The following is a 25,912-nucleotide window of genomic DNA, read 5'->3' on the forward strand; positions in this document are numbered from 1 at the left end:
ACTCGGCGGGCTACCCCCGACCAGTCGCCTGTGACCAACCTGATGGCCGGGTACAGCTAGTCCAGGTGGCGGCCCTAGGCGCGGGGGTGGGCTGCTGACAGCCGATCCCCGCACGACACGCCGACGGGATCCGGCGTGTCGTGCGGGTTTGGGCTGCCAGCAGCCGAAACCGCCTCGGTCCGTTGACAACTAGAACACGTTCCAAAGATGCTGAGACCCACGTCACAGCACCAGGAGGGAACGTGACCCAGGCGCCCCCACCGGCCGACCTGAAGATGCAGCGCTCGAGCCGCGACCCGACCGCCCTGCCCACCAGGCTGGCCGACTGGCTGGCGACGGTCCTGCCCGAGGGCGCCCAGCCGGTCGTCACCCTGCACAGCGGCGTCGACGCCAACGGCATGAGCTCGGAGACGCTGATCCTCGACGTCGACTGGACCGAGGACGGCGAGCCGCGGCACGGCGAGTACGTCGCCCGGGTGGCGCCGTCGGCCGAGGACCTGCCGGTGTTCCCGAACTACGCGCTCCAGGACCAGTACGACGCGATCCGGCTGGTCGGCGAGCTCACCGACGTCCCGGTGCCGGCGGTGCGCTGGATGGAGCCCACCGGCGAGGTGCTCGGCACGCCGTTCTTCCTCATGGACCGGGTCGACGGCGTGGTGCCGCAGGACGTGCTGCCGTACAACTTCGGCGACAACTGGCTCCACGACGCCAGCCCGGAGGACCAGCGCCGCCTGCAGGACCGGACCGTCGAGGTCCTCGCCACGCTGCACGGGATCCCGGACGCCGAGCAGACCTTCGGCTTCCTCGCGCCGGACCACCCGGGCGGGACCCTGCTCGAGCGCAACCTCGCCCGGACGCGGGCGTGGTACGAGTTCGCGGTCCCGGACATCGGCCGGAGCCCGACCGTGGAGCGCGCGCTCGCCTGGCTCGAGACCCACCTGCCCGACACCGACGAGGCCGTGCTCTGCTGGGGCGACTCGCGGATCGGCAACGTGATGTACCGCGACTTCGAGCCGGTCGCCGTCCTCGACTGGGAGATGGCCGCGATCGGGCCCCGCGAGCTCGACGTCTCCTGGATCGTCTTCGCGCACCAGGTGTTCGAGGCGATCACCGGAATGCTGGCGATGCCCGGCATGCCGCACTTCCTGCGCGAGGAGGACGTGAAGGCGGAGTACGAGCGGGTGTCCGGTGCGACGCTCGGCGACCTGCACTGGTACCACGTCTACAACGGCGTCCAGTGGGCGATCGTCTTCATGCGCACCGGCGCCCGGCAGATCCACTTCGGCGAGATCGAGCGGCCCGACGACCTCGAGAGCCTCTTCCACCACAAGCCGCTCCTCGACCGGCTCCTCGAGGAAGCCGGGGCATGAACGACATCACGCCGCTCGACGAGTTCCCGCTCCACCAGGCCCCGCTGCCGCTGGCCTACGCCCACAGCAGCGACCGGAACTTCTACGACCGCTGGTACTTCAACGCCCACGACCGCACCGGCGACATCATGCTGGTCACCGGCATGGGCTACTACCCGAACCTGGGCACCAAGGACGCGTTCGTGCTCGTGGCCCGCGACGGCAAGCAGACGGCCGTGCACCTGTCCGACCCGATGGACCAGGACCGGATGCATCCGCACGTCGGCGGCTACCGGATCGAGGTCCCCGACCCGCTCCGCACGGTCCGGATCGTGATGGACGAGTACGACGGCATGGCGCTCGACCTCACCTGGGAGGGCACCTGCGACGTCGTCCAGGAGCAGCCGCACGTGCTGCGCTCCGGCAGTCGGGTCACCCTCGACGCGCAGCGGTTCGCCCAGCTCGGCACCTGGAGCGGCACCATCGCCATCGACGGCGAGGACATCGCGGTCGACCCCGACGTCTGGCTCGGCAGCCGCGACCGGTCCTGGGGCATCCGGCCGGTCGGCGCGGCCGAGCCGCCGGGCGCGCCGAGCGACCCGCCGTTCGAGGGCATGTGGTGGCTCTACGTGCCGATGCAGTTCGAGGACTTCGCGGTCGTGCTCATCATCCAGGAGAGCCCCGACGGCTACCGCACGCTCAACGACTGCACCCGGGTCTGGAAGGACGGCCGGGTGGAGCAGCTCGGCTGGCCCCTCGTCGACATCCGCTACGAGTCCGGCACCCGCACCCCGACCGGCGCGACGATCCGCTGCACCACGCCCGAGGGCAAGCCGCTGGTGCTCGAGGTCGAGTCGCGGCTCGCCGTACCCCTCCACGTCGGCGGCGGGTACGGCGGCGACCCGGACTGGATCCACGGCACGTGGAAGGGCGAGGGCTTCGCCGAGCGGGTCACCTACGACATGGCCGACGACGCCGTGCGGGGCCGGTTCATGTTCGGGTGCGTCGACCACGTCGGCGCCGCCACGGTGGACGGCCAGCAGGGCTTCGGCCTCTTCGAGCACTTCTGCATCGGCCGGCACGACCCGTCCGGCTTCACCGACTTCTTCACCCTCGCCCCCTAAGGAGACCCGAGCATGACCCTCGATCGCGACGCCTTCTTCATCGACGGCGACTGGGTGGCCCCGGCCTCCGGCGACACCATCCAGGTCGTCTCGCCGCACACCGAGCAGGTCGTCGCGACCGTGCCCGAGGGGAGCACGGCCGACATCGACGCCGCCGTCGCCGCCGCCCGCCGGGCGTTCGACGAGGGTCCGTGGCCCCGGATGAGCCCGGAGGAGCGGATCGGGATCGTCCAGAGCTTCTCGAACCTCTACGCCGGCAAGCTCGGCGAGATGGCCGAGGTCATCTCGACCGAGATGGGCTCGCCGCTGTCGTTCTCCAACCTCGCCCAGGCGCCGGCGCCGTGGATGCAGATCGAGGCGTTCCTCGGCATCGCCCGCGCCTACCCGTGGGAGGAGTCCCGCACCGGCGTGCTCGGCACGGAGGTGCTGGTACGCCGGGAGCCGGTCGGTGTCGTCGCGGCGATCCCGCCGTGGAACGTCCCGCAGTTCACGATCATGTCCAAGCTGGTGCCGGCGCTGCTGGCCGGCTGCACCGTCGTGGTCAAGCCCGCGCCCGAGACGCCGCTCGACCCGTACCTGATGGCCGAGCTGCTCCAGGAGGCCGGCGTACCCCACGGTGTCGTCAACATCGTCGCCGGCGGCCGCGAGGTCGGCGAGCACCTGGTCTCGCACCCGGGCGTCGACAAGGTCGCCTTCACCGGCTCCACGGCTGCGGGCCGCAAGATCGCGGCGGTGTGCGGTCAGCAGCTCAAGCGGGTCTCGCTCGAGCTCGGCGGCAAGTCCGCCGCGATCGTGCTCGACGACGCCGACCTGGCCGCGACCATGGAGGGCCTGAAGTTCACCGCGCTGATGAACTCCGGCCAGGCGTGCGTCGCCCAGACCCGGATCCTCGCGTCCCGCTCCAACTACGCGAACGTCGTCGACGCGCTCGCCGAGACCGTGTCGGCGATGCAGGTCGGTGACCCGCTCGACCCGGCGACCGAGATCGGCCCGATGGTGGCGCAGCGGCAGCAGGAGCGGGTCGAGAAGTACATCGCGCTCGGCCAGGAGGAGGGCGCCCGCGTCGTGGTCGGCGGCAACGGCATGCCCGACGGCCTGTCGTCCGGCTGGTACGTCCGGCCGACCGTGTTCGCCGACGTCGACAACCGGATGCGGATCGCGCAGGAGGAGATCTTCGGGCCCGTCCTGTCGGTGATCGCGTTCGACGACGTCGACGACGCGGTGCGGATCGCCAACGACTCCGAGTACGGCCTGGCCGGCACCGTGTGGACCGGTGACGTCGACGCCGGCCTCGACGTCGCCCGCCGGGTCCGCACCGGCACCTACGGGGTGAACACGTACACGATGGACTTCGCCGCGCCGTTCGGCGGCTTCAAGTCCTCCGGCGTCGGCCGCGAGTTCGGCCCCGAGGGCCTCGCCCACTACACCGAGCTGAAGTCGATCTACCAGCCGTAGCGGGGCCTACGGGCGCCGCCCCGCCCGCAATTGCGCGGTCAGGCTGGCCCAACTCGCGCGTAGGCCAGGCTGACCGTTCAATTGCGATGAGACGCTTGACATCCGACACGCATGTGTAAAACGCCACAGAAACCTACCCGAGGGTAGCCCGCGAGACGCGGGTCACATACCCTCGGTACATGAGCGCCCAGAACCCCACCCCGTCGGGTGGTCCGGTCGTCGAAGGCCCCCACGACCCCGAACACGACCCTCGCGCCGCGTACGCCCTCGAGCCCGAGTACGCCGCCGCCCTGACCGCGCGTCTCGTCGCCACCAGCGGGCAGACCGCGGAGGTCCGGTCGCCGCTCGACGACGCGCCGCTGGCGCACATCCCGCAGAGCACCACCGGCGACGTCGCCGACGCGTTCGCGCGGGCCCGCCGGGCGCAGCACGCGTGGTCGCGCACCCCGCTGGCACGCCGCGCCGCCCTGTTGCTCCGCCTCCACGACCTGGTCCTCGACCGCCAGGACGAGATCATCGACCTGATCCAGCTGGAGTCCGGCAAGGCGCGCAAGCACGCGTTCGACGAGCCGCTGCACGTCGCGCTCACCGCCCGTTACTACGCGCGGACCGCCGAGAAGCACCTCGGCACCCAGCGCAAGATCGGCGTGGTCCCCGGCCTCACCCGGGTCGAGGTGAACCGGGTCCCCAAGGGCGTCGTCGGGATCATCTCGCCGTGGAACTACCCGTTCAACCTGGCGCTGATCGACGGGATCGCCGCGCTGCTGGCCGGCAACGCCGTGGTCATCAAGCCGGACCACCAGACGATGCTGTCGGCGCTGCTGGGCGCCGAGCTGCTCGAGCAGGCCGGCCTGCCGCGCGACCTGTGGCAGACCGTCGCCGGTCCCGGCTCCGAGATCGGCCCCGCGCTCATCGAGAAGGCCGACTACGTGTGCTTCACCGGCTCGACCGCCACCGGCCGCTCGGTCGCCCAGGCGTGCGCGGACCGGCTGATCGGGTGCTCGCTCGAGCTGGGCGGCAAGAACCCGCTGCTGGTGCTCCGCGACGCCGACCTGGAGAAGGCCGCCGAGGGCGCCGTGCGCGCGTCGTTCTCGAACGCCGGGCAGCTCTGCGTGTCGATGGAGCGGATCTTCGTCGCCGACCAGGTCTACGACCGGTTCGTCGAGCGGTTCGTCGCCCGGACCCAGGCCCTCACGCTCGGCGCGACGCTCGAGTGGGGCAACGACATGGGCCCGCTGATCTCGCAGCAGCAGCTCGACGCGGTGACCGCGCACGTCGAGGACGCGGTGGCCAAGGGCGCCCGCGTGCTCACCGGCGGCAAGGCCCGCCCCGACCTCGGCCCCTACTTCTTCGAGCCGACGATCCTCGAGGGCGTCACCCCGGACATGGCCTGCTTCGGCAAGGAGACCTTCGGACCGGTCGTCTCGCTCTACCGGTTCCAGGACGAGGCCGACGCGATCGCCCGCGCCAACGAGGGCCAGTACGGCCTCAACGCCTCGATCTACAGCCAGGACGGCACCCGCGCCCGCGCGATCGCACAGCTCGTCAAGTGCGGCACCGTGAACATCAACGAGGCGTTCGCGGCGACCTTCGCCAGCCTGGACGCCCCGATGGGCGGCATGCGCGAGTCGGGCATGGGCCGGCGCCAGGGCGCCGAGGGCGTGCTGCGCTTCACCGAGACCCAGGCGGTCGCGACCCAGCGGCTGATCCGCTTCGGGCCGCAGTTCGGCATGTCCGACGAGGCCTACGCCAAGGTCATGAACGCGAACCTGCGCCTGATGAGGAAGCTGGGCCGGGCGTGACGGAGCGGCTCGACTACGACGTCCTGGTCGTCGGCTCCGGCTTCGGCGGCTCGGTCACCGCGCTGCGCCTGACCGAGAAGGGCTACCGGGTCGGCGTCCTCGAGGCCGGTGCCCGGTTCGAGGACGACGACCTGCCCGAGACGTCGTTCGAGGTCTCGAAGTACCTCTTCCGCCCCGAGATCGGCTGCTACGGCATCCAGCGCATCGACGCCCTCAAGGACTGCCTCATCGTCTCCGGTGCGGGTGTCGGCGGCGGGTCGCTGGTCTACGCGAACACGCTCTACGAGCCGCTGCCCGCGTTCTACGCCGACCGGCAGTGGAGCCACATCACCGACTGGCGCGACGAGCTGGCGCCGTTCTACGACCAGGCCAAGCGGATGCTCGGCGTGGTCGAGAACCCGCTCCGGACGCCGTCCGACGACGTGATGGAGAAGGTCGCGACCGAGATGGGCGTGGGTGAGACCTTCCACCCCACGCCGGTCGGCGTCTTCTTCGGCGGCCCCGGCGCCGGCGCCGGCCAGGAGGTGGAGGACCCGTACTTCGGCGGCGCCGGCCCCGCCCGGCGCACCTGCACCGCGTGCGGCTCCTGCATGACCGGCTGCCGCCACAACGCCAAGAACACCCTGGTCAAGAACTACCTCTACCTCGCGGAGCAGAACGGCGCCCGCGTCCTGCCGCTGACCACGGTCACCCAGGTGCGTCCGCGCGACGGCGGCGGGTACGACGTGCACGTCCGCTACACCAAGGCGAAGGTCGACCGCGCGATCGCGCGGCGGGTGCTCACCGCCGAGCAGGTGGTGTTCTCGGCGTCGGCGCTCGGCACCCAGCGGCTGCTGCACCGGATGCGCGACGAGGGCCACCTGCCGGCGATCTCGCCGCGGCTCGGCTACCTGGCGCGCACGAACTCCGAGTCGATCGGCGGGGTGATCGCGCCCGACACGACCGTGGACTACAGCCAGGGCATCGCGATCACGTCGAGCTTCCACCCCGACGAGAACACCCACATCGAGCCGGTGCGCTACGGCCCGGGCAGCAACCTGATGGCGCTGCTGCAGTCGGTGCTGACCGACGGCGACGGCGACGTCCCGCGCTGGCGGACCTGGCTGCGCGAGATGTGGAAGCAGCGCCGCGACGTCCGCAGCCTCTACGACATGAAGCACTGGTCCGAGCGGACCGTGATCGCGCTGGTCATGCAGAGCCTGGACAACTCGATCACCACCTACACCAAGCGGATCCCGGGCACCCGGAGGCGCTACCTGACCTCCAAGCAGGGGCACGGCGTCCCGAACCCGACGTGGATCCCCGCCGGCAACCAGGCGATCCGGACCATGGCCGGCATCATGGGCGGCCTCCCGGGCGGCGCCGTCGGCGACGCGTTCAACATGCCGCTGACCGCGCACTTCCTCGGTGGCTGTGCGATCGGCGACTCGCCCGAGACCGGCGTGATCGACCCCTACCAGCGCATCTACGGGTACCCCGGCCTGCACGTGGTGGACGGGTCCGCGATCAGCGCGAACCTCGGCGTGAACCCGTCGCTCACGATCACCGCCCAGGCGGAGCGGGCGATGGCGTTCTGGCCCAACAAGGGCGAGGTCGACCCGCGGCCCGACCTCGGTGCGCCGTACCGCCGGATCGCCCCGGTCCGCCCGGTCGCCCCGGCGGTTCCGGACGGCGCTCCGGGGGCCCTGCGGCTGCCGATCGTCGGCGTCAGCTGACCCGGGTCCGAGTTCGGCCGGAGACCGTCGAAAAAAACCCCGGAACCGGCTGTCCCAGGCCGTAACCGGCGTCGGGACGCGTCGTTGAGACGAGCGGACCCGGTCAATACGCTCCCTCCCACCGCCGGGTCCCATGTCCAGGCTCTGTCCAGCAGATGCGTGGACGATCAGGGCCCGGCCATCCCTCCCTCCCCGGCCGGGCCCTGATGCGTTTCGCAGGCAGTCGCGGACTTCGTCCGCGACTGCCGCGGCGAAACGGGTTGAGCAAGCCCACGCCCGAGCCTGCGAGGGCGTGACGGCGCGTCGAAACCGAGTACCTGGGCGCTGCCGAGTCAGGGCGGACCGGGGACCGCCGATAGGCTCAAGCCATGAACCCGGCTGCGGAGCACGATCTGGTCCTGGTGGTCGACTTCGGGGCGCAGTACGCGCAGCTGATCGCCCGCCGCGTCCGTGAGGCGCGCGTGTACTCCGAGATCGTCCCGCACACCACGCCGGTCGCCGAGATGCTGGCCCGCAACCCGAAGGCGATCGTGCTGTCCGGCGGCCCGTCCTCGGTGTACGAGGAGGGCGCCCCGGGCATCGACACCGGCCTGTTCACCTCCGGCACCCCGGTGTTCGGCATGTGCTACGGCTTCCAGCTGATGGCGCGCGGGCTCGGCGGCGAGGTCGCCCACACCGGGTTCCGCGAGTACGGCCGCACCGGCGTCACCGTCAGCAACGCCGGCACCCTGCTGGCCGAGATCCCCGAGCAGCACACCGTCTGGATGTCGCACGGCGACTCGGTCACGGCCGCGCCGGCCGGCTTCGACGTCCTCGCCTCGACCGACAAGACGCCGGTCGCGGCGTTCGAGGACGTCGGCCGCGGCCTGGCCGGCGTGCAGTGGCACCCGGAGGTGCTGCACACCGAGCACGGCCAGAAGGTGCTCGAGCACTTCCTCGTCCAGATCGCGGGCTGTCGCCAGACCTGGACCATGGTCAACATCGTCGAGGAGCAGATCGAGGCGATCCGCGCGCAGATCGGCGACCGCGGCCGCGCCATCTGCGGGCTGTCCGGCGGCGTCGACTCCGCGGTGGCGGCCGCGATCGTGCAGCGCGCGATCGGCGACCGGCTGACCTGCGTGTACGTCGACCACGGGCTGATGCGCAAGGGCGAGACCGAGCAGGTCGAGCGCGACTTCGTCGCGGCGACGGGCGTGGACCTGAAGGTCGTCGACGCGGAGAAGCGGTTCCTCGACGCGCTCGCAGGGGTCACCGACCCCGAGGAGAAGCGCAAGATCATCGGCCGCGAGTTCATCCGGGTCTTCGAGGCGGCCGAGGCCGAGATCCTCGCGGACGGCGAGGAGAAGGTGGCGTTCCTCGTCCAGGGCACGCTCTACCCCGACGTCGTCGAGTCCGGCGGGGGGGCGGGCACCTCCAACATCAAGTCCCACCACAACGTCGGCGGCCTGCCGGAGGACCTCGAGTTCGAGCTGGTCGAGCCGCTGCGCACCCTGTTCAAGGACGAGGTGCGCCTGGTCGGCGAGCAGCTCGGCCTGCCCGCCGAGATCGTCTGGCGGCACCCGTTCCCGGGCCCCGGCCTGGGTATCCGGATCATCGGCGAGGTCACCCGCGAGCGGCTGGACATCCTCCGGGAGGCCGACGCCATCGCCCGTGAGGAGCTCACCCGCGCCGGCCTCGACCGCGACATCTGGCAGTTCCCGGTGGTGCTGCTCGCCGACGTGCGGAGCGTCGGCGTCCAGGGCGACCACCGCACCTACGGCCACCCGGTCGTGCTGCGGCCGGTCACCTCCGAGGACGCCATGACCGCCGACTGGGCGCGGCTGCCGTACGACGTCCTCGAGCGGATCTCGACCCGCATCACCAACGAGGTGCGCGAGGTCAACCGGGTCACCGTCGACATCACCTCGAAGCCGCCCGGCACCATCGAGTGGGAGTAGTCCGGGGCTTCTGACTTGCGGAAACGTCCGCCGACCTGTCCTTAATGGAAGACCCTACGACGTTCGCCTACCAGCAACCAGCCCCTGCGCTTCGAGCAGTTTGCGTCGCGACTCGCGCCGATCGGCCTCTGCGTGTCGTTGATGTCGTCTAGCGTGAGCGTCCAGCGTCCGCACGCCTGTCGATGGGAGGGCCGTCCGCCATGGGTGACATCACGGTGCCCGTTACCAAGCTGCTGCTGGACGAGCTGAATCCTCGGCATCGCGCCGTGACGACGCAGGAGCAAGCCCTCCATGAGGTCATCCGGCGCGCCCCGATCAAGTTGTTGAATCTCGCCCGAGACATTGCGGACTTCGGTCTGAGTCCGATCGACCGGCCCGTCGTGATGAAGCACGAAGATGGAAAGCGCTTCATCGTGCTTGAGGGAAACCGTCGCCTCGCCGCTCTGAGGCTTCTTAAGAAGCCGAGCCTCTGTCCCGATCCAGGACTCGCCCTCAAGTTCAAGGCTGCCGCTGATGCCGCCGTGGTGCCCACGACCACCGTGCGTTGTTTCGAGGTCGCTACGAGAGACGAGGCACGGCCGATCCTCGCGCGGCGGCACGGCGGGGAGATGGATGGGATAGGCGTTGTTCGTTGGAGTGCTATGCAGCGGACGCGCCACGCGTCCTCTCCAGGACATCAAGAGCGGATGGCGCTCACCACGTTGGACTGGCTCGACGGCAAGAGCGCCCTTGGAGCGAACCAGCATCTGGCCGACCTCCTCGATGAGGTCGCCGAGGAGAAATTCACGACCTTCGGTCGTCTTGCCGGGGACCCCGACTTCCGCGCCTACGCGGGCTTCGACATCAAGGGTGACATCTTCACGCCGACGGACAGTAGCGAGAACATCGTCTCGCGTCTGACCTTGGTCTTGGAGGACTTCAAGGGCGGACCAACGACTCAAGCTCTCACGGTGAGTGCGTTGAAGAGCAAGTCTCAGCGGGAGGAGTACGTCAGCGGACTTCGTGAGCAGATGGCAGGGGCTGACGAGGCGGACGAAGATGAGGCGGATGCGGGCGAAACGGTTGTGGGTGACGAGCCCGACGAAACTGACGGCGATAGCGGAGGCGGACCGTCGAATCCGCCCTCGCCACCACCCGCACCGCCGCCTCCGCCGCCACCCCCACCTCCGCCGATGCGGCTATTCCATGGGGCATCCCTGAGCCGATGCTCGGTGCGTGTGAAGAGTGTCCTCCACGAGGTCCAAACGATCCCCATCAACAAGTACCCGAACAGTGCTGCGGCGCTCATTCGCATGGTCATTGAACTAGCGGTGATGGAAGCTCACGACGTGTGCGCATTCCCCCCGCCTCCAGAGAAGGACAAGAATCTTCGGGCATATGTGCGCAACGCTCTGAAACAACTGGATCCGACGGAGAAGGCTGCACGCTACCTCGCGTTGCGGCAGGAGATCGGCAAGAAGGACAGCCTCGTTAACACTGCAACCTTGAATGCTTTCTTGCACAGCAGCACGTATATGCCGAGCGCTCCCACCATGCGCACGATCTCGGATACCTACACAACGCTACTGATCGACCTAAATAAGGCGATCGGCGACGCCAAGGACGCTGGTACGTGAGGTTCCTTAGTCCCCTCAGGTATCCGGGCGGCAAGGCGAAGATGTCTGCCTTCCTTCGTGAGGTCATAGAACTCCAAGACCATAGGGTGACCACTTATGCGGAGCCCTACGCGGGAGGAGCGGGAGCGGCGCTGTATCTGTTGAGCCAAGGGGTCGTCGGTAGGATTGCGCTCAACGACCTGAATATCGGTGTTGCTGGCTTCTGGAACGCCGTTTTTCGCGAGTCCACACACTTATGCAAGAAGATCGAGAGTGTTGAGCCCACTCTCGCCGAATGGCATAGACAGCGCGAGATCTATCTTGACGAAGCGAGTGGATCGTTTGATCGAGGTTTCGCGACCTTCTTTCTAAATCGCACGAACCGCTCTGGCATCCTCGGAGCGCGACCTATCGGCGGGCTTGAGCAAACTGGTAAGTGGAAGATCGATGCCCGGTACAACCGGAAGGACCTCGTTGATCGGATCGAGTTCTTGGCAGGCTTCTCAAGCCAGGTTTCCATCACGAGTTTGGATGGTCGGAAGTTCATACAAGCGCGATCCGACGATGAGCACTTCTTCTATGTGGACCCGCCCTACTTGAAGCAGGGCGAGGACCTCTATCTCTCCAACATGACTTACGCTGACCACCTTGCCCTGGCGCGTACTCTTCACGAAGTCAAGTCACCTTGGGTGCTCACTTACGACTTGGACGATCGCGTTCCGGATCAGCTGTATGCGGGCATGCCAGCTGCCGCGTTTACCGTTTCGCACACTGCGGCGAGCCAGCACGTCGGAGGCGAGTACCTGATCGCCCCACATCATGTTCGGATTGACACACTGGAGGGCTTCGGCCCTCGACCTGGTAGATGGCTCGACGGTAGGTCTCCAACAGGACCTGTGCGTACCTGACGAAAGCGTTGTTCGGCGCGAAGTGGCCCCTCCCCGCTGCACCAACCTCGTCCAGTCGCTCGCCGATGGACCCCATGGCCGGTCCTCTCATTCGGCCCACGCCCTCGGTCGTCGCACAACGACGCGAGGGCACTTATGTCTGGAGCATCGGCCAGCTGCGACTCTCGATTGCACTGCCGGTTCGCCCCGATCTAACCCAGCGAGTGGACGAGGCCCGACGAAGTCACTGGTGGGCCGCTTAGGTCGGGGCCTCACGAACTGGCGACCCAAAGCTGAGCCATCCATCCGCTCAGTACCCGGGTCCGAGCTTGGGGAACGGTCCCATATCGTCTACCCGGATACGCGCGAGCGCTACGACCATCCGTTCGAGGCCCCACGTTGGATCGAGCAGCGGGCGGCCGTTCCAGACCGGAGCCTCCTGTTGGAGGTACTCCTTGAGGTGGGCATGCTGACCTTCAGGCGCGAGCACAGCCACGATGCGGCTCGGAAGGTTCATGTTGAAGTTGCCCACCTTCCGCCACTCCCGTTCCCACCAAAACTCCTTCCTTAGGCCGCCCTGCATAGGGCCCATCTGCTCAAAGTAAGGAGTCAGTTGGAAGATCGGCTCCTCGCTCAGCGCCTCGTCGTATGTGCTGCCAGCCTGCGCCTTGATCTCCGCTCGCTCAACCGCTTGGGCGATCAGCTTGTCCACGGCGGCAGACGGCCAAGGCTCTCCCCATCGGCTGAAGTCGGAATACCAAACGGGATTGGCACCCATCTTCCTCGCTGTTGTCTTCGTAACGGCGATGCCGTATCCCTCGAACTTGACCTGACGGTCCTGGGCGATGTCCTCGATCATCATCCACGCATGCTCCAGGGGCGTCTCCGTGAAGCAAACGACCTTCTGACTGGCGCTCAGGAAGAGGTGGGGGTCGTGAAATCGTGCCTGCCCGAATGGCGTCCTAGCCTCGATCACGCAGTTCGTGAGCATCGACTTCAGGTTGTCCAGCGCCGTCGGACCGTCTTGAACAGCACGAGTCAGATGCACGAGAAACGTCGACAGGTCGGTCCGCCGCTGGAGGAGCTCCTCGATCGCCTTTGGCATGTGCTCAGAATGTCCTACGAATAAGGAAGGCGTCCGAGATATCTCCTCCTTCCAGGCGAGGTGTGTCGCTTCAAGCTCCAATGTCGAGGACGTTCTCGTTCACCCATCGCCGTTAGAACGCCGTCCCCGCAGGACGACATCACGGTGCAACTTCTCGGAACTGAGACCGCGATACTGCTCAGTGTCCTGGGTCGAGCCTGGGGGGCAGCAGCGCACTCGTTTCAGGAGAGCTGCGTCGTATCCACGCGCGACGCTGTGATCGAAGAACGCTCGGGCGACGGCACGCTGCACGGTGTGGAGGCCCTGGCCGGGATCGATGATCGTCCCACTCGCTCGAAGCGCACGCTGCACGATGACGGCGGGCTTGCCGATCGGAGCGGACGGCGCAAGTTCGTCGTGCTCGTACGTGAATCGCAGCTCTCCCGTCCATGCAGGTACCAGTCGCCGTTGAGCGGGCCGCACTCTCCGCTGTAGTCGGTCAGCACGTCCGAAGGGCCGCGTCCAGTACGACAGTCACAGGCATGACGTCTTCGATCGATGGCTTCTCGATCGCGCCTCGGCGCCAGCCGCGCGCGAGGTCAAGGTCTCTGATGCGGTGGGCCTTGAGTGGTGACCCACGTCTCAGAGGTAAATTCGGCGGAAACTCATGACTTCACCCGTTCGGGTGGCTACAGTCGTTGTCGAACCGCTGGTGACCCGAGACGCCAGCGGTTCTTCTATTTCCCGAGTGGGTACCAGCGGCCCATGTCGACCAACACCCGGCTCATCCATGCCACGCCCGAGAAGGTGTGGGACGTCCTCGCCGACGGTTGGCTCTACCCCCTCTGGGTCGTCGGCGCCACCCGGATGCGCGAGGTCGACGACGACTGGCCGGCGGTCGGGGCCCGGCTGCACCACTCCGTCGGGACCTGGCCGCTGATCATCGACGACAACACCGAGGTCGAGGAGTGCGTGCCGGGCCACCGCCTGGTGCTGCACGCCAAGGCGTGGCCGACCGGGACCGCCGGCGTCACGATCCGGCTCGAGCCGGTCGGCACCGAGACCCAGGTGACCATCGAGGAGGACGCCAAGCTCGGCCCGGCACGCCTGATCCCGAAGCCGCTGCGCGACCTCCCGCTCACCTGGCGCAACGTCGAGTCGCTGCGCCGGCTGGCCTTCATCGCGGAGCGCCGGCACACCTGACCCGTAGCCCGCCGGACGGCGAGGCAGGCGGTCAGCTCTTCTTCGCCGCCGCCTTGCCGCCCTTGCGGCCGGCCTCCTTCTTCTGGGCCGTCGTGCCGCCCTGCTTGCTCGAGCCGCCCTTGCCCGACTGCTGGCCGCCGTGCTTGGAGGAGTCCTCGGCGTTCGCGATCTTCGCGGCGCGCTCCTTGGACATGCCCTTGTCCTTGAGGGCCTCGTACTGCTTCTCGTTCTTCACGTTGCTGGACTTGTTCGGCATGCCGAGTGGGTACCCGGGCCAGAGAGCCGCTATGCAGACGATCGACGGACTGGAGACACGAGAGCAGGGCGCGCTGGCGGTCTGGAGCCGGCGTGGCTACCTGGTGCTGCTCCTCGTCGTCGTCGCCGCCGGACTGGCCGGGCTGCTCGGTGTCCGGACCGTCACGGACTCGGCGGACGAGGCGGACTGGTCGATGACGTTCACCCACGCCGGTGTGGCTCGCGCCGGGCTCGACGTGCCGTGGCGCGTGACGGTGCGGCACCCCGGCGGGTTCGGCAAGGAGCTCACGCTGGCCCTGACGGCCGACTACCTCGACATCTACGAGGAGCAGGGCTTCCGGCCGGAGCCGGCCGAGACGACCCGCGACGGCGACACGCTGTTCCTCACCTTCACCGCGCCGCTCGGCGACACGTTCGTGCTCGACTTCGACGCCTACATCCAGCCGTCCGCCCAACGGGGCCGCGGCGGGACGCTCAGCGTCATGGACGACGGCGCCCGGGTCGCGACCGTGGACTTCGACACCAGGCTGCTGCCGTGAGGAGGTCGTCGTGGAGATCGTGATCCGCGCTGCCGTCGTCTTCGTCTTCCTGTGGCTGGTCACCCGCGCAGTGGGCCGGTCGACGCTCGGCGAGCTGAGCACGTTCGAGCTGCTGCTCTACGTGACGATGGGCGACCTGGTCCAGCAGGCGGTCACCCAGCAGGACTACTCGGTGACCGCCGGCGTGCTGGCGGTCAGCACCTTCGCGCTGCTCACCGTGGTCCTGTCGTGGGTCCAGTGGCGCTTCCCGCGGGCGCGACCGGTGCTCACCGGCCGACCGGTGCTGGTCTTCGCCGACGGGCGCCCGATCGAGGACGGCATGCGCCGCGAGCGGCTCTCCCTCGAGGACCTGCTGGTCGCCGCCCGCCAGCAGGGCATCCGCAGCACCGCGGCGATCGAGTACGCCGTGCTCGAGGCGGACGGCCGCATCTCGTTCTTCACCCGCGACGCCGGGATCCAGGGGTCGCCGGAACCGCCCAAGGCCGGCTAGCCGACGAGCGGCACGAGCACGTCCTTCGCGAAGCGCTCCAGGCCGTCCAGCTTCTGGTCGAGCGTGCAGTCCAGGCCGTGGTAGTAGGCCCAGGGCATCGTCCAGCAGTCGGTGACGCCGCCGGCCTCGGCCCGCTCGAAGTGCTCGGGCAGGAAGGCATCGTCGAGCGCGGTGGTCACCGAGAAGTCGCCCTCGGCGCCGACCTCGCGGCGGACGGCGGCCAGCCGACCCGCGTGCGCGACGGCCTCGTCGACCGAGTACATGTCGCCGACCCACCCGTCGTGCCGCGCCGCGCGCCGGAACGCGACCTCGGACAGGCCGCCGACGACGATCGGGATCCGCTCGGTCGGCGTCGGCTCCATCGCCAGGCGGGGAGCGGAGTAGAACTCGCCCTCGAACTCGGTCCAGCCCGGCTTCCACAGCTCGGCCATCAGCGCCAGCGCCTCGTCGGTCCGCCTCCCGCGGGTCGCGAAGTCCTGGCCGAGCAGCTCGAACTCCTCGCGGCACCAGCCGATGCCGACGCCGAGGCTGACCCGGTTGCCGGACAGCACCGCCGCGGTCCCGACGCTCTTCGCCACCTGGAACGGGCTGCGCAGCGCGGGCACGTAGACGGAGGTGACGAACCGGAGCCGGGTGGTCACCGCGGCCAGCGCACCGATCAGCACCCAGGGGTCCGGCCAGGCCGCGTCGTGGTCCCAGCGCCGCCCGCCGTCGGCGGTGTAGGGGTACGGCGTCGCCAGCTCCTCGAGGTCCACGACGTGGTCCGGCACCGCCATCGAGTGGTAGCCGAGCTGGTCTGCGGCCCGGGCCAGGGCCGGCAGGTGGTCGACCGGCTGGAACGCGGTGCTGATCGAGAAGCGCACGGCGCCACCCTAGCCCCGAACTAGAACGTGTTCTGTCGAAAGTCCATCCATTCGGGTGAGTTCCCGTGGGTACTGCCACGGGGTACCTGACCAGCGGCGACGGGACCGCGGCTCACGCAGACGCCGGTCCCGTCGCCCGGTGCGCACCCGGTCTCCAGCCGGTCAGCCGGCCGGGTAGGGCTCGTCCTTCAGCAGCCGCGCGAGGTGCACGGCGTTCCGGGCCACCGTTGCCGTGGTCGAGGCCGTCTTCTCGGGCGTCTCGTCCAGGTCCTGGTAGTCGGTGCCCTGCATCGCCTCGCCGACCCAGTACGTCGAGGCGGTGGCCGGGATGCTGAACCCGGTGTCGTTGAGTGCCTGGAGCACCTCGGCGGTGACGTGGTGGGCGCCGTCCTCGTTGCCGACCACCGCCACGACCCCCACCTTGCCCGCGGTGAGCATCCGGCCCTCGTCATCGGTCTCGCCGATCTCGGCGTCGAGGCGCTCGAGCGCCATCTTGCACACCGACGAGGGCTGGCCCATCCAGATCGGGGTGGCGACGACCAGGATGTCGCTGGCGAGCATCCGGGCGCGGATCTCCGGCCAGGCGTCACCGTCCCCCTCGTCCGTCGTGACGCCGAACCGCACGTCGTGGTCGACGACGCGGACGACCTCGCCGGTCGCGCCGTTGTCCTCCAGGGCGCGCAGCACCTGCTCGCCGAGCAATTGCGAGCTGGACGCGGAGGGCGACGGCTTGAGGGTGCAGACCAGCACCAGGGCGCGCAGCGGAATGTCGGTCACAGGGTCTCCTCCGGGGTGGTCAGACGGGCTTGAGCGGGTCGTGGCCGACGTTCATCAGGCGCCGCCGCCAGGCGGCCTCGCCGGCCGTGGGCTCGAGGTCGTCGCGCCGCTGGGAGGTCACCCGGGTGACGACCTGCTCCATGACGTCGACGTCGTCGGGCGTCACGTCCGAACGCCGCTTCCCCAGGACCGCCAGCACCCGGTGGCCGAGGTGGCTGCCCGCGCGGTCGGGCACCTCCTCGGTCTCCTCGCCGGCGCCCTGCACGGCCAGCCAGTCCCTCAGCTCCCGCGAGGTCATGTTCACGACGGTGTGGAAGTCCTCCCACAGCTCGTCGTCGACGATGCTCTCGGCCACGATGTGCTCCTCCTCCGACGTCGGTGCTTTGCCCGCCCAGTAACCGGGGTACCGCCCCGATATGTCCGAGGAGCGGCCCGGCGCCGGTCAGTGGGTGCCCGAGCGGCTCAGCCTGAGCGCGCTGCGGGAGGCGGTGCAGGAGTGCCGGGGGTGCGAGCTCTACCGGGACGCGACGCAGGCCGTGATGGGCGACGGGCGACGCAGCGCAGCGCTGATGCTGCTCGGGGAGCAGCCCGGGGACCGTGAGGACCAGGAGGGGGAGCCGTTCGTCGGACCCGCGGGCCAGGTGCTCGACCGGGCGCTCGCGGACGCGGGCATCGACCCCGACGCGGTCTTCCGCACCAACGTCGTCAAGCACTTCCGCTGGTCCGGGACCCGCGGCAAGCAGCGGCTGCACAAGTCCCCGAGCCGGGCGCACGTCGCGGCGTGCGCACCCTGGCTCGCCGCCGAGCTGCGGCTGGTGAAGCCGACCGGGGTCGTCCTGCTCGGCGGCACAGCGGGGCAGGCGGCCTACGGCTCGTCGTTCCGCGTCGGCGACGCGCGCGGGACGCTGCGGGACTGGCCGGCGGAGCCCCCGGTCGACCGGGCTCCACGCTGGGTGCTGCCGACGACGCACCCGTCGGCAGTCCTGCGCGCCGACGACCGCGAGGCGGCGTACGAGGGTCTCGTCGCCGACCTGGCGGTCGCCGCGCGCGAGCTGGGCTGAGCCGCTACTTGTGGAAGATGCTGTAGCCGCCGGGGCCGACGGCGAAGCCGACGATGATCAGCACGATGCCCCAGAGCCACGCGCCCTTGAACAGCTGCACGATGCCGGCAATCACGAGGATGACGGCGATGATCCACAGCAGGAATGCCATGACGGGGTTCCTCCCTCTCGAATTCGTAGGAGCACTACCCGAATCGGCGCCGGTTCACTCGTCGGGGAAGTCCTCCACGATGTGGACCGCGGCCTCCTCGGCCGAGGCACCGGCGCCGTCGATGCCGACGTCGGTGCCGACCAGGTCCTTCTCGGTGTCCTCGCCGACGCCCTCGTCGGTGTCGACCAGCCGGCCCGCGCGGCGGTCGCCGACCTCGCCGTCCTCGACGAAGTCGTCGTCGTCGGCCGCGGCGTCGTACGGGTCGGGCTCGGGCTCCTCCTGGCCGATCCGCTGGTCGATGGTCTCGCGGTGCTCCTCCTCCCAGGGCGTGTTGCCGTAGCCCTGGCCCGCCGAGTACTTCTCCGGCGGCGAGTAGCCGCGGTCGAGCTCGTCCTCGACGTCCGGATCGCCGAGGTCCTCGAGGTTCGAAGGCTGGTCCTCGTCGTCGACGCTGTAGTCGCCGTAGATCTCCTGGTCGCCGTCACCGTGGCTCGTCGTCATCGGTCCTCCTTCTCGAGTGCCGTCCACGCTACTGCGCGGCCGCGGCTGCGCAGTACCCACCCGTTTCGGTTCGGGAACCGCAGGACCAAGGACCCCTTGTCAGGAGGTGCCGCGTTGGCAAGCGTGGAGGCATGGACGCGGAGTACGGGACCCTGGACCGCTGGTGGCGGGCCGCCAACTACCTCTCGGTGGGCCAGATCTACCTGATGGGCAACCCGTTGCTGCGCGAGCCGCTGCTGCCCGAGCACGTGAAGCCACGGCTGCTCGGGCACTGGGGGACGACGCCCGGCCTCAACTTCGTCTACGCGCACCTCAACCGCGCGATCATGGCGCGGCGGCAACCGATGATCTACGTCACCGGCCCGGGGCACGGCGGCCCCGGGGTGGTCGCGTCGTCCTACCTCGAGGGCACCTACTCCGAGATCTACCCCGAGATCGGCCTGGACGAGCCCGGCCTGCGCCGGCTGTTCACGCAGTTCTCGTTCCCGGGCGGCATCCCGAGCCACGCCGCCCCGGAGACGCCGGGATCGATCCACGAGGGCGGCGAGCTCGGCTACGCGCTCTCGCACGCGTACGGCGCCGCGTTCGACAACCCGGACCTCGTGGTCGCCGCCGTCGTCGGTGACGGCGAGGCCGAGACGGGTCCGCTGGCGACCAGCTGGCACTCCACGAAGTTCGTGGACCCCCGCCGGGACGGCGCCGTGCTGCCGATCCTGCACCTCAACGGGTACAAGATCGCCAACCCCACCGTGCTGGCCCGCATCGCCGAGGACGAGCTCGTCGCCCTGCTGCGCGGGTACGGCCACGCGCCGTACGTCGTCGCGGGCTCCGACCCGGCGCAGATGCACGCGGACTTCGCGGGCACCCTGGACCGCTGCCTCGACGAGATCGCGGACATCCAGGGCGAGGCCCGCTCCGCCGGCGACCCGGTGCCGCGGCGGCCCTGGCCGATGATCGTGCTCCGGTCCCCGAAGGGCTGGACCGACCCGAAGGAGGTCGACGGCCTGCAGGTGGAGGGGTCGTGGCGCTCGCACCAGGTGCCGTTCGCGAACGCGCGCAGCGACGACGGCCACCGCCGGGTGGTCGAGGACTGGATGCGCAGCTACGAGCCGGAGTCGCTGTTCGACGAGCGCGGTGCGCCGGCCGCCGACATCGCGGCGCTGCACCCGGAGGGCGAGCTGCGGATGAGCGCGTCCCCGCACGCGAACGGCGGCCTGCTGCTGAAGCCGCTGCGGATGCCCGACTTCCGCGAGTACGCCGTCGAGGTGGACGCGCCGGGCACTGGCGCCGTCGAGGCGACCCGGGTGATGGGCGGGTTCCTGCGCGACGTGATGGCCCAGAACATGCACAACTTCCGGCTGTTCGCGCCCGACGAGAACTCCTCCAACCGGCTCCAGGACGTCATGGAGGTCACCGACCGCACGTGGAACGCCGAGATCCTCGACAGCGACGACCACCTCGCACCCGACGGCCGGATCATGGAGATCCTGTCCGAGCACACCTGCCAGGGCTGGCTCGAGGGCTACCTGCTCACCGGCCGGCACGGCTTCTTCTCCTGCTACGAGGCGTTCATCCACCTCGTCGACTCGATGTTCAACCAGCACGCGAAGTGGCTGGAGTCGACCCGGCGGATCGAGTGGCGGCGCCCGGTCGCGTCGCTGAACTACCTGCTCACCTCGCACGTCTGGCGCCAGGACCACAACGGGTTCTCGCACCAGGACCCCGGCTTCATCGACCACGTCGTCAACAAGAAGGCCGACGTCGTCCGCGTCTACCTGCCGCCGGACGCCAACACCCTGCTCTCGGTCGCCGACCACTGCCTGCGCAGCAAGCACTACGTGAACGTGATCGTCGCGGGCAAGCAGCCGGCGCTGCAGTACCTGTCGATGGGGGACGCGATCGTGCACTGCACGAAGGGCCTCGGCATCTGGGAGTGGGCGTCGAACGACGACGGCCCCGACGGTCCGGACGTCGTCATGGCCTGCGCGGGCGACGTCCCGACCATGGAGACGCTGGCGGCGGTGTCGCTGCTCCGCGAGCACCTGCCCGACCTCCGCATCCGGGTCGTCAACGTCGTCGACCTGATGCGGCTCCAGCCGGCCAGCGAGCACCCGCACGGCCTGTCGGACGCCGACTTCGATGCGCTGTTCACCGCCGACCGGCCGGTGATCTTCGCCTACCACGGCTACCCGTGGCTCATCCACCGGCTGACCTACAAGCGCACCAACCACCACAACATCCACGTCCGCGGGTACAAGGAGGAGGGCGCCACGACCACGCCGTTCGACATGACGGTGCTCAACAACCTGGACCGCTTCGACCTCGCGATCGACGTCATCGACCGGGTGCCCCGGCTGGGCGCGACGTCCGGGGTGGCGCGCGAGGAGTTCAAGAACGCGCTGATCCGGCACCGGCAGTACATCCGCACCCACGGCGAGGACCTGCCCGAGATCCAGGACTGGCAGTGGCAGCCCGCGAGCGGCCCGGCGGTGCGCACCGAGGACCCGGAACGCACCACCCCGGAGGCCTGATGCGGGTCCTGATCGTCAACCCGGGCTCGGACAACCTCAAGACCTCCCTGCTGGACGACGGGCGGGCGGTCGACGACGACGGCGGCCCCTACGACGCCATCGGCGTGCGGTTCGTGCACGGCGGACCCGACCACACCGCCCCCGTGCGGGTCGACGACGCCGTCCTGGCCGCACTCGAGGAGGTCTCGGGCCTGGCGCCGCTGCACAACCCCCCGGCGCAGCGGGCGGCGCGCGAGCTCGCGGCGGACCACCCCGGGGTGCCGGTCGTGGCGTGCTTCGACACGACCTTCCACGCCACGATCCCCGCCGCGGCGTCGACGTACGCCCTGCCGCGCGCGTGGAACGAGCGCTGGCGGCTGCGCCGCTACGGCTTCCACGGGCTCTCGCACGCGTGGGCGGCGCGTCGCGCGGCCGAGCTCGTCGGGCGGCCGGTGGCGGAGCTGCGGATGGTCACCTGCCACCTCGGCGGCGGGGCGTCGTTGTGCGCCGTGCGCGCCGGCCGCTCGGTCGACACGACCATGGGGTTCACGCCGCTGGAGGGCCTGGTCATGCAGACCCGCAGCGGCTCGGTCGACCCCGGCCTGATGCTCCACCTGCTGCGCAGCGAGGGCGTCACCGCGGACGAGCTGTACGACGTGCTGGACCGGGAGTCGGGGCTCAAGGGGCTGTCCGGGACCTCCGGCGACTTCCAGGAGGTGCGGCGGGCCCGCGCGGCGGGCGACCCGGCGGCCGACCTCGCGTTCGACGTCTACGTGCACCGGCTGGTCCGCGAGGCGGGCGCGATGGCCGCGGCGGCGGGCGGGCTGGACGTGCTGGTGTTCACCGGCGGGATCGGCGAGCACGCCCCCGAGCTGCGCACGGCGGTGGCGGCCGGGCTGGCACACCTCGGCGTCCGCCTCGACGAGGAGCGCAACCTCGCCGCGGCCGGCGACGCCGCCATCGGCGACGGGGTCGTGGTGGTGACGGCGCGCGAGGACCTGGAGATCGAGCGGCAGGTCCGCTCGGTCCTGACGCGGCACTAGCCTCTCCTCGTGCTCTCTCGTCTCGCGCTGGTCGCGGCGCTCCTGCTCGGCGCGACCGCGTGCAGCGGGAGCGAGTCGCCCGCCCCGACGCCACCGGCCTCGTCGGCGCCGCCCGGGGGGGCGCCGGCCGGGACCATCGCCCTGCTGATGCCCGGCCCGCCGTCGATGCGCAGCGAGGCCTTCGACAGGCGGAGCTTCACCGACGCGGTGGCCGAGCGGTGCCCGGACTGCAGGGTCGACTTCTACGACGCCCGGGAGGACGCCGCCACCCAGGCCGAGCAGCTCGCCCAGGCCACCGACGCCGGTGCGCGCGTGGTCGTCATCGACGCGGTCGAGCCGCTCGCCGTCGTCAACCAGGTCGCGGCCGCGCAGGACCTCGGGGTCAAGGTGATCGGCTACGACACGCTTCTCGAGGACCTCGACTTCTACGTCGCCTACGACCGCGAGCAGGTCGGCGAGCTCCAGGCGCGCGCCCTGCTGAAGGCCGCCGGCGCCGATGACCTGGTCCTGCTGAACGGCTCACCGGCGGACGCCGGGGCGGTCCAGGTCAAGGCCGCCGCGCACCAGGTGCTCGACGCGAGCCGGGCGACGGTCGTGGGGGAGTACGACGCGCTCCCGGACCACCCGAAGGACACCCGGACCTGGCTCTCCACGATCCTGACCTTCTACCCGCCGAGCGCGTTGGCCGGCGTGTACGCCGCGGACGACGACCTCGCCGGCACCGTGGTGCGTGCCCTGGCCGGTGCGCCGCTCCCGGTGACCGGGGCCGGGGCCACGCTGGCCGGCGTCAAGCGGCTGGTCAACGGGCGCCAGCTGATGACGGTGTACCGGCCGGTCGGCCCGGCGGCCGACGCGGCGGCCCGGGTCGCGGTCGCGGCGCTCACCGGGGGCGACCCCGGTGGACCGACGACCACGCTGGACGGCGTCCCGGCGTACCTCCTCGACCCGGTGCCGGTGACGGTGGACGACCTCGGGGACACCGTGGTCCGGGACGGCTTCTGGTCGGTCGACGAGATCTGCACCCCGCGCCTGCGCGCCGCGTGCACGAGGGCCGGGCTCTAGCGGCGGCCGTACGTCGTGGTGCGCTCGACGACCGGGCGGCCGATGCCGGCGCCGATCTCGACGAGCTCCGCGACGGTCTTCGCCGAGCCGTGCTCGGAGCCGGCCATCCGCGAGATGGTCTCCTCCATCAGGGTGCCGCCGACGTCGTTCGCGCCCGCCTGCAGCATCGCGCGGGTGCCCTCGACGCCGAGCTTCACCCACGACGTCTGGATGTTGGGGATCCGCCCGTGCAGGAGGATCCGTGCCATCGCGTGCACGGCGAGGTTGTCGCGCAGGCTCGGGCCCGGGCGGGCCACGCCGGCCAGGTAGATCGGGGCGCTGGTGTGCACGAACGGCAGCGGCACGAACTCGGTGAAGCCGGTTGCCCCGGAGCTGAGCGACTCGTCCTGGATCCGGCTCAGCACGCGCAGGTGCGAGACCCAGTGGCGGGGGTTGTCGACGTGGCCGTACATCATCGTGCTGGTCGTCGGGATGCCGACCCGGTGGGCGGTGCTGACGACCTCGATCCAGGTCCGGGTCGGGAGCTTGCCCTTGGTGAGCACCCAGCGCACCTCGTCGTCGAGGATCTCCGCCGCGGTGCCCGGCAGCGACCCCAGGCCGGCCTCGCGCGCCTTGATCAGGAAGTCCTCGATCGACAGGCCGGTCCGGGCGGTGCCGTTGACGACCTCCATCGGGCTGAACGCGTGCACGTGCATGTCCGGCACCCGCTGCTTCACCGCGGAGGCCAGGTCGAAGTACGCCGTCGCCGGCAGCTCGGGGTCGATGCCGCCCTGCATGCAGACCTCGGTGGCGCCGAGGTCCCACGCCTCCTGCGCGCGGTCGGCGACCTCGTCGAGAGACAGGGAGTAGGCGTCGGCGTCGGTGCGGCGCTGGGCGAACGCGCAGAACCGGCAGCCGACGTAGCAGACGTTGGTGAAGTTGATGTTCCGGTTGACCACGTAGGTGACGTCGTCCCCGACCGTCTCCCGGCGCAGGTCGTCGGCCAGGCGGCAGACCTGCTCGAGCAGCGGCCCCTCCGCGGTCATCAGGGTCAGCGCGTGCTCGTCGGACAGGTTCCCCGGGTCCGCCTCGGCGGCGGCCATCGCCTCGCGGCCCTCGGCGTGCAGCACCGCCGGGGCACCGGTCGCGCTGGCGGCGTCCTTCACGGAGTCCCAGTCGCCGTACACGTTGGCGAAGTCCGAGCGCCGGTCGTCGGTGCGGCCCTCGGTGTCGACGGCGGCGAACAGGTCGGTGCGGCCGACCGACGCGAAGCCGCCGTCGGGCTCCTGCCACGGCAGCCCGGTCGGGCGGACGCCGGGCCGCGCCAGCCCCTCGTCGGTGGCGAGGGCCGCGACGTGCGCGGAGACCCGCGGGTCGAGCCAGGGCTCGCCGGCGCGGACGTACTCCGGGTGCACGGTCAGCCGGGGTGTCAGCTCGAAGCCGCACTGGGCGCTGATGTCCCGCAGCCGGTCCAGCGACGGCCAGGGGCGCTCGGGGTTGACGTGGTCGGGGGTGAGCGGAGAGACGCCGCCCCAGTCGTCGACGCCGGCCTCGAGCAGGGCCCGGCACTCGGCGAGGTCCACGAGGTTCGGCGGTGCCTGCACCCGCGCCTTCGGCCCGAGCAGGATGCGGGTGACCGCGATCGCCGCGCGGTACTCGTCGAGGCCGAGGTCGTCGGCGTGCCGCATCGCCGTGTCGGGCTTGGCCCGGAAGTTCTGGACGATCACCTCCTGCACCGCGCCGTACGCCTTGAGCGTGGCGCGGAGCGCGAAGATCGTCTCGGCCCGCTCCGTGAGCGTCTCGCCGATGCCGACCAGGAGGCCGGTCGTGAACGGGATCGACAGGCGACCGGCGTCCTCGAGGACGCGGAGCCGGACCTCGGGGTCCTTGTCGGGGGAGCCGAAGTGCGCCTCACCCTTCGTCTCGTACAGCCGCCGCGAGGTGGTCTCGAGCATCATCCCCATCGAGGGGGAGACCGGCTTGAGCCGGTTCATCTCCTCCCACGACATCACGCCGGGGTTCAGGTGGGGCAGCAGGCCGGTCTCCTCGAGCACCCGGACCGCCATCGCGCGGACGTAGGCCAGCGTCGAGTCGTAACCCTGCTCGTCCAGCCACGCCCGCGCCTCCGGCCAGCGCTCCTCGGGCCGGTCGCCGAGCGTGAACAGCGCCTCGAGGCAGCCGAGCTCGGCGCCCTGGCTCGCGATCGCGAGGATCTCGTCGGGGGAGAGGTAGGGCGCCCGGCCGTCCCGCGCCGCCTGGGCGGGCGTCTCGACGAACGTGCAGTAGTGGCACCGGTCGCGGCACAGCCTGGTGACCGGGATGAACACCTTCGGCGAGTAGGTGACCACGCCGGGCCGGCCCGCCGCGACCAGCCCCGCGTCGCGCACCCGGGCCGCGGCCGCGGTCAGCCGGTCGAGCTCGTCGCCGGTCGCGGCGAGCAGGGCGGCCGCCTCGACGACGTCGAGGGCGGCGCCCCGCTCGGCCCGGGCGAGGGCCCGGCGTACCTGCTGGGGGGTGGGCTGGTCCACTC

The 25,912-nt window shown here is 70.3% G+C and carries 24 protein-coding genes; 16 read left to right on the top strand and 8 right to left on the bottom strand.

From position 1 onward, the window contains the following. Positions 1 to 242 precede the first annotated feature (242 nt). The 8 genes from ABD086_RS05745 to ABD086_RS05780 all read left to right on the top strand — a co-directional run bounded on the left by ABD086_RS05745 (position 243) and on the right by ABD086_RS05780 (position 11,885). Positions 243 to 1,370 carry a phosphotransferase family protein gene (locus ABD086_RS05745; protein ID WP_343906469.1) on the top strand — a complete coding sequence of 376 codons (1,128 nt, stop codon included), beginning with the start codon at positions 243 to 245 and terminating at the stop codon, positions 1,368 to 1,370. Next, a complete protein-coding gene (locus tag ABD086_RS05750; protein WP_343906470.1) occupies positions 1,367 to 2,473 on the top strand; it encodes an Rv3169 family protein in 1,107 nt (368 codons plus the stop codon). The genes ABD086_RS05745 and ABD086_RS05750 overlap by 4 nt, the downstream gene beginning before the upstream one ends. Before the next feature lie 12 nt (positions 2,474 to 2,485). Next, positions 2,486 to 3,928, top strand: coding sequence for an aldehyde dehydrogenase (locus ABD086_RS05755; protein WP_343906471.1), 1,443 nt, complete (start codon positions 2,486 to 2,488; stop codon positions 3,926 to 3,928). A gap of 179 nt (positions 3,929 to 4,107) precedes the next feature. Beyond that, the gene (locus ABD086_RS05760) at positions 4,108 to 5,730 is read left to right on the top strand and encodes a succinic semialdehyde dehydrogenase (RefSeq protein ID WP_343906472.1); all 1,623 of its coding nucleotides are present in this window, start codon (positions 4,108 to 4,110) and stop codon (positions 5,728 to 5,730) included. Beyond that, positions 5,727 to 7,445 carry a GMC oxidoreductase gene (locus ABD086_RS05765; RefSeq protein ID WP_343906474.1) on the top strand — a complete coding sequence of 573 codons (1,719 nt, stop codon included), beginning with the start codon at positions 5,727 to 5,729 and terminating at the stop codon, positions 7,443 to 7,445. Before ABD086_RS05760 ends, ABD086_RS05765 begins: the two co-directional genes overlap by 4 nt. Positions 7,446 to 7,813: 368 nt before the next feature. Continuing rightward, positions 7,814 to 9,382 carry a glutamine-hydrolyzing GMP synthase gene (gene guaA, locus ABD086_RS05770; protein WP_343906476.1) on the top strand — a complete coding sequence of 523 codons (1,569 nt, stop codon included), beginning with the start codon at positions 7,814 to 7,816 and terminating at the stop codon, positions 9,380 to 9,382. 200 nt (positions 9,383 to 9,582) lie between these two features. Beyond that, positions 9,583 to 10,998 carry a hypothetical protein gene (locus ABD086_RS05775; protein ID WP_343906478.1) on the top strand — a complete coding sequence of 472 codons (1,416 nt, stop codon included), beginning with the start codon at positions 9,583 to 9,585 and terminating at the stop codon, positions 10,996 to 10,998. Continuing rightward, a complete protein-coding gene (locus ABD086_RS05780; RefSeq protein WP_343906480.1) occupies positions 10,995 to 11,885 on the top strand; it encodes a DNA adenine methylase in 891 nt (296 codons plus the stop codon). The genes ABD086_RS05775 and ABD086_RS05780 overlap by 4 nt, the downstream gene beginning before the upstream one ends. 289 nt (positions 11,886 to 12,174) lie before the next feature. On the opposite strand, the gene ABD086_RS05785 is transcribed toward ABD086_RS05780, so the two are convergent. After that, a complete protein-coding gene (locus ABD086_RS05785) occupies positions 12,175 to 12,969 on the bottom strand; it encodes an abortive infection system antitoxin AbiGi family protein (RefSeq protein ID WP_343906482.1) in 795 nt (264 codons plus the stop codon). 255 nt (positions 12,970 to 13,224) lie between these two features. On the opposite strand from ABD086_RS05785, the gene ABD086_RS05790 reads away from it, so the two are divergent. Beyond that, complete coding sequence (locus ABD086_RS05790; RefSeq protein ID WP_343906484.1) at positions 13,225 to 13,443, top strand: hypothetical protein; 219 nt, start codon at positions 13,225 to 13,227, stop codon at positions 13,441 to 13,443. Positions 13,444 to 13,713: 270 nt separating this feature from the next. After that, on the top strand, positions 13,714 to 14,151 hold the full coding sequence (locus ABD086_RS05795) for an SRPBCC family protein (protein WP_343906485.1): 438 nt from the start codon (positions 13,714 to 13,716) through the stop codon (positions 14,149 to 14,151). A gap of 31 nt (positions 14,152 to 14,182) precedes the next feature. Here ABD086_RS05795 and ABD086_RS05800 read toward each other — a convergent pair whose 3' ends face one another. Further along, complete coding sequence (locus tag ABD086_RS05800; RefSeq protein WP_343906486.1) at positions 14,183 to 14,407, bottom strand: DUF7218 family protein; 225 nt, start codon at positions 14,405 to 14,407, stop codon at positions 14,183 to 14,185. A gap of 31 nt (positions 14,408 to 14,438) precedes the next feature. Between ABD086_RS05800 and ABD086_RS05805 the strand changes: the two genes are divergently transcribed. Next, positions 14,439 to 14,945, top strand: a complete 507-nt coding sequence (locus ABD086_RS05805; protein ID WP_343906488.1) for a hypothetical protein — start codon at positions 14,439 to 14,441, stop codon at positions 14,943 to 14,945. 10 nt (positions 14,946 to 14,955) lie between these two features. Continuing rightward, positions 14,956 to 15,435 carry a DUF421 domain-containing protein gene (locus tag ABD086_RS05810; protein WP_343906489.1) on the top strand — a complete coding sequence of 160 codons (480 nt, stop codon included), beginning with the start codon at positions 14,956 to 14,958 and terminating at the stop codon, positions 15,433 to 15,435. On the opposite strand, the gene ABD086_RS05815 is transcribed toward ABD086_RS05810, so the two are convergent. The 3 genes from ABD086_RS05815 to ABD086_RS05825 all read right to left on the bottom strand — a co-directional run bounded on the left by ABD086_RS05815 (position 15,432) and on the right by ABD086_RS05825 (position 17,430). After that, positions 15,432 to 16,298 (bottom strand): TIGR03619 family F420-dependent LLM class oxidoreductase, encoded by an 867-nt coding sequence (locus ABD086_RS05815; RefSeq protein WP_343906491.1) that lies wholly within the window; start codon positions 16,296 to 16,298, stop codon positions 15,432 to 15,434. The genes ABD086_RS05810 and ABD086_RS05815 overlap by 4 nt on opposite strands. Before the next feature lie 162 nt (positions 16,299 to 16,460). Continuing rightward, positions 16,461 to 17,075 carry a flavodoxin family protein gene (locus ABD086_RS05820; protein WP_343906492.1) on the bottom strand — a complete coding sequence of 205 codons (615 nt, stop codon included), beginning with the start codon at positions 17,073 to 17,075 and terminating at the stop codon, positions 16,461 to 16,463. 19 nt (positions 17,076 to 17,094) lie between these two features. Further along, positions 17,095 to 17,430, bottom strand: coding sequence for a DUF3140 domain-containing protein (locus ABD086_RS05825; protein ID WP_343906494.1), 336 nt, complete (start codon positions 17,428 to 17,430; stop codon positions 17,095 to 17,097). A gap of 61 nt (positions 17,431 to 17,491) precedes the next feature. On the opposite strand from ABD086_RS05825, the gene ABD086_RS05830 reads away from it, so the two are divergent. Then, positions 17,492 to 18,136 (top strand): UdgX family uracil-DNA binding protein, encoded by a 645-nt coding sequence (locus ABD086_RS05830; protein ID WP_343906496.1) that lies wholly within the window; start codon positions 17,492 to 17,494, stop codon positions 18,134 to 18,136. A gap of 4 nt (positions 18,137 to 18,140) precedes the next feature. Here the strand turns inward: ABD086_RS05830 and ABD086_RS05835 are convergent, their stop codons facing one another. Both ABD086_RS05835 and ABD086_RS05840 read right to left on the bottom strand, forming a co-directional pair. Beyond that, a complete protein-coding gene (locus ABD086_RS05835; RefSeq protein WP_197025192.1) occupies positions 18,141 to 18,287 on the bottom strand; it encodes a GPGG-motif small membrane protein in 147 nt (48 codons plus the stop codon). Positions 18,288 to 18,341: 54 nt separating this feature from the next. After that, positions 18,342 to 18,788, bottom strand: coding sequence for a DUF5709 domain-containing protein (locus ABD086_RS05840; protein WP_343906499.1), 447 nt, complete (start codon positions 18,786 to 18,788; stop codon positions 18,342 to 18,344). A gap of 131 nt (positions 18,789 to 18,919) precedes the next feature. Between ABD086_RS05840 and ABD086_RS05845 the strand changes: the two genes are divergently transcribed. Genes ABD086_RS05845 through ABD086_RS05855 form a run of 3 tightly spaced genes read left to right on the top strand, consistent with a single transcriptional unit; the run spans position 18,920 to position 23,403 of the window. Next, complete coding sequence (locus ABD086_RS05845) at positions 18,920 to 21,319, top strand: phosphoketolase family protein (RefSeq protein WP_343906500.1); 2,400 nt, start codon at positions 18,920 to 18,922, stop codon at positions 21,317 to 21,319. After that, entirely contained in the window at positions 21,319 to 22,341 is a 1,023-nt protein-coding gene (locus tag ABD086_RS05850) for an acetate/propionate family kinase (RefSeq protein WP_343906502.1), read from the top strand. The genes ABD086_RS05845 and ABD086_RS05850 overlap by 1 nt, the downstream gene beginning before the upstream one ends. Before the next feature lie 9 nt (positions 22,342 to 22,350). Next, on the top strand, positions 22,351 to 23,403 hold the full coding sequence (locus ABD086_RS05855) for a substrate-binding domain-containing protein (protein ID WP_343906504.1): 1,053 nt from the start codon (positions 22,351 to 22,353) through the stop codon (positions 23,401 to 23,403). On the opposite strand, the gene ABD086_RS05860 is transcribed toward ABD086_RS05855, so the two are convergent. After that, on the bottom strand, positions 23,400 to 25,910 hold the full coding sequence (locus ABD086_RS05860; protein WP_343906506.1) for a bifunctional FO biosynthesis protein CofGH: 2,511 nt from the start codon (positions 25,908 to 25,910) through the stop codon (positions 23,400 to 23,402). The two genes, ABD086_RS05855 and ABD086_RS05860, sit on opposite strands and share 4 nt — an antisense overlap. Between the last annotated feature and the right edge of the window lie 2 nt (positions 25,911 to 25,912).

The sequence above is a fragment of the Nocardioides aquiterrae genome (assembly GCF_039526625.1).
Taxonomy (GTDB): Bacteria; Actinomycetota; Actinomycetes; order Propionibacteriales; family Nocardioidaceae; genus Nocardioides; species Nocardioides aquiterrae.